The sequence below is a fragment of the Aeromonas genomosp. paramedia genome, from assembly GCF_023093515.1.
Taxonomy (GTDB): Bacteria; Pseudomonadota; Gammaproteobacteria; order Enterobacterales; family Aeromonadaceae; genus Aeromonas.
Genome location: NZ_JAAROG010000025.1, coordinates 208,622 through 215,290, shown reverse-complemented (window position 1 = coordinate 215,290; position 6,669 = coordinate 208,622). Strand labels below are relative to the sequence as shown.

The following is a 6,669-nucleotide window of genomic DNA, read 5'->3' as shown; positions in this document are numbered from 1 at the left end:
AAAAACTGGGAATAACGCCTTAAATGGCGAAGAAACGGTCTAAATAGGCTGATTCAAGGCATTTACGGGAGAAAAAACGGCTCAAACATGAAGAAATGAAATGACTGAGTCAGCCGAGAAGAATTTCCCCGCTTATTCGCACCTTCCCTAATCTGATGAGAATAGGAGTTATCATACGCGGACTGACTATATATGGTGCAACCTGTTTTTGGCTACTTTTTGGTATCCATGCGAATAAGGGTTTTCACCTCAACAACAGTGGCTCCGATAGGAACACCTATCGAACTCAATAACTCGCCATTTTCAGTTCTGGTAACCTCGGGATCACCCTTATACCAACACCATTCTCGGCCAGTTTTTGTGTCGGCTGCCTCTAAGATGCCACAACGATAATCAAAATTGATGGTCACTGAATGTTCTCTCGGCTAGCTAGCTTGGTTATAGCATAGTAAATATATGAGAATTCAAGTCTCATAAAGACCCCAGATAGAATTATGCACAGAGATTCACGAAAAAGTTGGTATTACCCGAATTGGGCTCTTCAACCTCTGCATCCAGTACCTCATCCAACAAACATCGCCACCGCCACATTGAACGGATAGGATAGGGTAATCGCGTATCGTAGGTTCAGGGGAGATTTCATCATGTCCTATTCCAGTTATCATCCAGGTAAGACCGAAGCCTCTGTGATGACGCTATCTAGCTCTCTTGGGATCCCCAGCGACCCGTTGGGGTCGCATCTATGGATCGTGGCTGGCGTAGCTCCTGGCAGCATTCATCGACTGGCTGAATTGATGAGTGCAGACATAGGTTTGATATGCCGCCTAGCAGGCATTAGCCGCCACACTGTTGCTCGCAAGCTGAGGATTGGGGCCCCCCTATCAATCTCTCAGGGTGCTAGGGTATACGGCGTTGTACAGGCCCTCAATGCGGCACTATCCCTCAACAAGAACGATACTGCCAAGGCGTTGTCATGGATAAACAGACCAGCCTGGGGCCTCGGTGGCGTGGCTCCAGCCACATTGCTGAATACACCGATGGGGGTTCAGGCTGTTGTGAATTTGGTGGGACGGATTCAGCATGGGGTGTGTCAATAAAGTGATAGTTCCGATGCGGAAATTAGCAATGATTTTTCAAAAATACCTAAAAGCAATTGATATTTACTTTCTCAACTTTAAAAAGTTATAAAAATTAAGTTACTAAAGCTTACAACTAATGGGACTCAAAGTGGGCGATATATAGAAAATGTGTTGATATGTTGAGTTAATATGATTGAGCAGCATTTTCAAAAGGATAAAAATTAATGTTTAATGTTGTTAACAAAACACCGCTCAGGGCAGTAAGTTCATTGTTTTTATTAATATTGCTTATAGTTGTGTTTCTTACTCTATGTTGGGATTTTGTAAGTAGTCATATTTTTCCTAATACAACAATTGGTTTATATAATAAGTCATTTTGGGAGAATGTGCTGGTTGAAGCCCATGGTATGGTGTTTGATATCCTCATAATCGGGGTCGTCGTAGTGTGGCTAGATACTAGGCGCTCTATATATAATGAGCGGAAAAATATGATTAATGAATTGAATGACATGTCCTACCTAGATTTACCTGAGGTGAATCATCGGAAAATAGGCCTAATGTATAGGCTAAATAAATTAGGGGTAATGAATTTTAATGTTGATGAGTTGATAATTTCAAGCGTCAGGGTCAACGGGTTGAATGTGAAAGACTCAACTCTTAATAATTTAAAAATTATGAAGTCATTAATTTCTGAGACAAGCTTCACTGAAACGACTCTTCTCAGAGCGGACTTCTCTGAAACACAAATAAAGTCCACACTTTTTCTGGGTTGTAAAATGAAAAAGGTTGCATTTATTAATGCTACAGCCCATGGAGTGGACTATTCACACTCTAATCTTGAACGTGCCAAATTCATTAATGCAGACGTACAGAGTTCGATTTTTAAAGAATGTAATTTACGGGAAGTAAATTTTGAGAATGCAAATCTGAGAAATGCAAATTTTAGGGGTGCAAAATATCTTAAAGCAGCAAACTTACTAAGGGCAAAATGCTTGGATTATATCGTTGTTGATGATGAATTAAAAAATGAACTGAAGTCATTAAGAAGTGATATTAAGGGGTTGTAATGGTGGCAATAGGGGAATTGAACCCCTTCACTACCCAAGTTTACATGGAGTAGCTGACCCACATCGCGCCATTACTGAAGAAAAATATACCACTCATTGGCTAATAGTCAACAAAATTATGCTACAATTTTTACTGGAAATCTTGGCCTTCTAGTATGCATGATAGTTAAGATCTCACAAAATCAGCCTGTTTAATGTCAACCTGAGGCTTAATCAATAGCTATCACTTAGTGAGCAGATTGGAAATATTGTCTGCTACTAGACTTTTTAATCGAGAGAGCTCATCTTGTAATCGATTATTTTCCATCCATAGAAGTTGGATTTGATGAGCTCTCAGTTTATTTATGTTGACAATATCTTGTTTGCATTCTTTCAACTCCGAACGAAGCTTTTTCACCTCTAATTCTCGTTGCTGATATGCCTCAAGTAACGTTATAGGAGCATTGTCAGTTCGTTGGATCCCGTTTTTTTTCAACGCCTCAAACGCATCATTTAGGTCTTGAAATTCATCAAGATATCGATAAATGGTTGCTCTACTGACTCCAGCTTCTCGAGCTAAATTAACACTCGTTATTTTGCCATTGGTTTTGGTGGATGCCCCTCTAGCTAATACATCCAGTGCATCAATGATAGCCTGATGATGTTTATCTGCCATTATTGAGCCTCTTTTAATTCTTGGACGACACTCTCTAAACTCAGAATTTCAACTTGGAGTTGGTGTTTCTGAAATACAGAGGTCTTCGGGTGCCTGTAAAACTCATGGGCTTGAGTTAACTGAGCTTCCCATAGGGATTTATGGCGTTTTGAGATGCAGGCATTACTACAATTACTTGGTTGACAGAAATTTATTATGGGTTTGTCTATAGATGGGTTTCTTGATGTGCAAATCGCCTTGGTCTGGTCGAAGAAACAAAAATTGAATTTACCTACAAATAAAGCTTTATTTGTGTTTGCCAACCATTTTGCTATCTGTGATGGTGGATAATCCTCGGCCCGTCCACGAAATTCTGCATTGAACTGCGATTTCAGATGGGTGCCAAATTCACCAGCCACCATTCCCTGTGATAGATCCATTGCTAATTCACCCAAAATATCGACACTCGCAAGAACTTTTTCCTGTTTCAGCAGTTTATTCCACTCAGGTTCTTCACCAGCATATCCCTGGAATATAGCAACCTCAACGTGCTTGTATTGCAGCATGCCAGCAATGATACCGAATGGTTGTCTGGCTATGAATCTGGCTAATGTTCTGCGAAATTGCCTAGCATTGAACGACCATGGTTCAGACACGCCAAATTCATTGGGCCACTCAGGTATTGGTGCGCGGTCTAGATTTACATTGCAATGATCTCTGAAAGAGTTAAGTTGGTAAACAATTGATGTCATCGTGAACTCAGTAAAGGTTCTTCCTGTGAAAATTTTATTTACACTAAAACTGTTGTTTGAGCCATCAGTGAGCATGAGGCGCTGATCGTTTGCAGCATCTCTTATTTTTCTTGTTAATGCTTCTATTATTTTAATGGCGTTAACGACCTCCTCGATGACAACCCATGTATCTTTTCTGCCATTACCTGTATGTTTATGTAAAATAGTATTGATATAGTAGATAGATTGACCATCTACACTAAAATCTTTTATGTAGCATCCTGCGGTCAAAGATAGCAATTCTGTGGTGCGAATACCCGAGTAGGCTAGAATAGTGAGAGTGCATGCTGTGCGCAATTGCTGAAGTTCAACATATAGATCACCGTATGTCTGTATTGGCTTTTTCAGCCAGCCAGAATTAACATCTTTCATTAATTTTTTTGCGACTATAGTGAACCGCTTGGTTTTCATGCTCTCGCTCAAATGCAAGTGTGCAATCTCACTATGCCATAAAATGTGCAACTGCTCCCAAGTGTCCAGGATAACATGGCTGTATTCCAACACGTAATCTAATGCTGCACTCATGATGGCGGTGTAGATAGGCTCAGGAATCGGCGGTGTCCGATTCTCAGTATCGACCCGATCTTTTTTCTGGGTGAACATTTTATTGAATGGTCTATCGAACGGCATGTTGGTGAGCGGCATAGTAATCCGGCTGCTGTACTCCCATAGACGATATATGATGCGAAATATATTATATATTCTAGCGTCCGTCTTACACTCAACATACATGGTATAATCCAGGTATCGTTCGAGCAGGTTGTTATCAACCTCGTAAAAGCCTTGTCGGCCCTGACTTGCACAGTATTTAGAGAAGCTTTTTAGAATGTATAGCTCATTATGTAGAGTTAACCATTCACTTTCTCGGTCATGAGTTGCGACTGCGTTGTATAGTCTGGCATATGCATATTCAGCCATTGCTAACGAGAATCCATATGGATAGCCAGGAACGTCTCGAAAATCCCAGGTCTTATCGGACTCTGATATACCAGGGGTACTCACGAGCGAGGACATCTTCCATAGTGCATTGCTAAATACTGATTGGGTAGAAACTGCCGTGTCAGGAGAGACAAACTTACTGGTTGTTAGTCCTGCTTCAAGCAGAGAGGCGGTAGGGTTCAGTTTCATTGCAATATTACGTCCTGATATCCAGTGGGATGTAAAAAATCTGCTCCTGAGCTAGACGCTCAGCTTCCTCAATAGCATCGGATGAAAATCGTGGCAGAACATCATGGGTTATTACATGCCAGAGGAACGAAAATTTCCCATTCCAGTCATCTGCGGATAATTCGGTACGGGCCTGTATAATCAGGTCGCGAAGTGCTATTACGCGAGGCAGCACATGGCGTGTAATGATGGCATTGGAGCACGTGAAACAGCCCCATGGTTTATCACATGGCATATTCGGTTGACCACCAGGCCGATTGTAAAAATCCAAGCAGGATGCAAATAATACATCCTGTTCACCTCTGGTAATTTTCCCAGCGGTAGTTATATCCGTATCTAAAACTACCGCGATTTTTTCAGGATTGTCATCTGGCACGATCTGAGGACGAGCCAGATGTCTTACTTCATTAAGCGCATCTCTGATAGCCTGCTCATGGATATGCTTGGTTGAATCATTCGCAATATAATCGACGGTCGTAGTAGCTAGCGTATGTGCTGCATCCCTAGTGACTTTGCTCAGTTGTCCATATCTTTTATAGCGGTTGGTGAGATATGTTACACGCCAGCGTCTCAACGATACCCGTAGCGGCTGATCATTTTCATCAGCGAGTTCATGTTGGTCACACCAACCACCAATGCAGTTCATCTGAGCCTTGATATAGCTAGGATCCAGTTTTTTAACTGGCTCTCGCCCCTGTCCCTCTACAGTTAGTCCTAGGAATAGATATTTTTGATCCGCCAAGGGGGCATATTTGACTAGTGGCTCTGTGACTTGTAAGAGCACCTGTATCAGCGCAACAGGAGAGAATTGCCCTTCATTATCAATTATTTTCTTATATCTACGTGCAGCACCGCGATTTTTCTCATACCAGAGGACAAAGCGCCCATCGTATTCCTGTAAACAGTCTCGAGTCAGACTCAGAATTGATGATTCATTGCGGCCGGTTTTTTTTGCTAGCAGATTTATAAATGGTATTAGATCGGTTGTGAGGGGGTATAGCAGCGAGTATGTGTCTTTTTTTCTATATGGAACATCATAACATCCCATCATAACATTATTAAATGTGCTGTGGCCGCCAGCAAGTAGCGCTGATCTTTTTAGGTACTCCCCATTCATGACATTGACGATGTACCACAAAATATTGGGCAGTTGCAGCCATGGTCGCTCACTGGGGGCGAGACGCAACATTCGACCAGTCTGCGGGTCGCGTCTATTATTATGCCCTCTCGGATCAGTACCAGTAGTGAGTAGCTGTCTCCCAGTATCGAGCCGAGCCAGCAGTGCTCGTATATCGCTGCGGCAGGCATGTTCCAGATCGAGGGCCTCACCAGCTGTATATGGCTGTATCCGGTCACTATCGGATTTATAAGCGAAATTTCGAGGGGGGGAGAAATCTGAACGTGCGAGGTCAATAGCCTGTGCCGCCGCGAGTAGCCTGATTAGGTTACCGAAATGCCGACGTGAATGGCTGGATTTAAAACCACTCGAGGTTAATTTGATGTGTGCTCGGTATTCCAATAAAAATTCATACGTGATTTCCATCATTCGGAATTGCTCAGGTAGTTTTTTTTGATCTACGTATTCCAAAAACTCCTTAATGGTTTGGACATAGGGCCAGATTGTGAGGTCACTTGCTATCCGGCTGGGAGAGGTGTGTTGATAGAGTGCAGCAATAAAATCCCGTGCTAATACCTGGTGTGAGGAAATGTTAGTGAGATCTAGATGTGCCCGGTCGCCCAATTCGTGACGTTTATCGAAAACTAGGCTGCCTAGGCTGCGGATATTGTTGTTTGTTTGGGGGATTTTTTCGAACTCTACCTTGGACATAACGTCTACTTGCACCATGTCAGCCTAAACTGGAATGTAGACTAGCCAAGAAAGTTTTTGCTTTCAATTGGTGTAAGTTATTGATTATTTTACACTTTAATAA

General features: G+C 42.2%; 5 protein-coding genes. 2 read left to right on the top strand and 3 right to left on the bottom strand.

The window, feature by feature from the left end; genetic code table 11:
* The first annotated feature begins 644 nt into the window (after positions 1-644).
* Complete coding sequence (locus HB860_RS18830; RefSeq protein ID WP_163148331.1) at positions 645-1,097, top strand: antitoxin Xre/MbcA/ParS toxin-binding domain-containing protein; 453 nt, start codon at positions 645-647, stop codon at positions 1,095-1,097.
* Positions 1,098-1,303: 206 nt separating this feature from the next.
* Positions 1,304-2,146 carry a pentapeptide repeat-containing protein gene (locus HB860_RS18825; RefSeq protein WP_163148332.1) on the top strand — a complete coding sequence of 281 codons (843 nt, stop codon included), beginning with the start codon at positions 1,304-1,306 and terminating at the stop codon, positions 2,144-2,146.
* A gap of 223 nt (positions 2,147-2,369) precedes the next feature.
* Here the strand turns inward: HB860_RS18825 and HB860_RS18820 are convergent, their stop codons facing one another.
* The 3 genes from HB860_RS18820 to HB860_RS18810 are packed head-to-tail and all read right to left on the bottom strand — an operon-like array spanning position 2,370 to position 6,566.
* A complete protein-coding gene (locus tag HB860_RS18820) occupies positions 2,370-2,801 on the bottom strand; it encodes an HTH domain-containing protein (RefSeq protein WP_163148333.1) in 432 nt (143 codons plus the stop codon).
* Positions 2,801-4,699: a hypothetical protein gene (locus HB860_RS18815; RefSeq protein ID WP_163148334.1), complete on the bottom strand. Its 1,899-nt coding sequence runs from the start codon at positions 4,697-4,699 to the stop codon at positions 2,801-2,803. Before HB860_RS18815 ends, HB860_RS18820 begins: the two co-directional genes overlap by 1 nt.
* A gap of 7 nt (positions 4,700-4,706) precedes the next feature.
* Positions 4,707-6,566: a hypothetical protein gene (locus tag HB860_RS18810; RefSeq protein ID WP_163148335.1), complete on the bottom strand. Its 1,860-nt coding sequence runs from the start codon at positions 6,564-6,566 to the stop codon at positions 4,707-4,709.
* Between the last annotated feature and the right edge of the window lie 103 nt (positions 6,567-6,669).